This window comes from Pseudomonas sp. V98_8 (genome assembly GCF_029967975.1).
In the GTDB taxonomy this organism is placed as follows: domain Bacteria; phylum Pseudomonadota; class Gammaproteobacteria; order Pseudomonadales; family Pseudomonadaceae; genus Aquipseudomonas; species Aquipseudomonas umsongensis.
In genome coordinates, this window is the sequence record NZ_JASCAE010000026.1 from 1 (window position 1) to 515 (window position 515).

The window sequence follows — 515 nt, forward strand, 5'->3', positions numbered from 1 at the left end:
GCCGGCCCGGCGGATTTGGTCATCGGCAGGCGCCGCAGCAGTTCGGCATTGAGCTGGATAAGATTGAGCGGGTGCTTGAGTTCGTGGGACATCACGGCAAAGAATTCGTCCTTGAGGTGACTGCTGGTCTGGGTGTCGGCCAGTTGCTGGCTTTGTTGGTCGTGCATGCGCTTGTGACCGGTGAGGTCGCGGGCAATCTTCACGTAACCCTGCAGGCTTTCCCCCTTGAGCAAGGCGACCTCGCCACTGCAATAGAAGCGGCTGCCGTCCTTGCGCAGGTGCCAGCGCTCGTCTTCGCCGCGCCCATGTTCGCGTGCCGCCGCAAGTTCGGCTTCAGGCACGCCCTCGGCGCGGTCCTCGGGGGTGAAGATCAGGTCGTAATAGGCGCCGAGCACTTCGTCCTTGGCGTAACCGAAAATCAGCTGCGCGCCGGTGTTCCAGTCGGTAATCACGCCATGCTCGTCGAGAATGATGATCGCAAAATCGTGGGTGCTTTCGGCAACCAGGCGCATGCG

At 61.7% G+C, this 515-nt stretch carries 1 protein-coding gene; it reads right to left on the reverse strand.

Features of this window, described 5'->3' with window-relative positions; all coding sequences use genetic code 11:
* Nucleotides 1–515: PAS domain S-box protein (locus QLG10_RS07920; RefSeq protein WP_282486632.1), on the reverse strand; the 515-nt coding region annotated here is incomplete at both ends.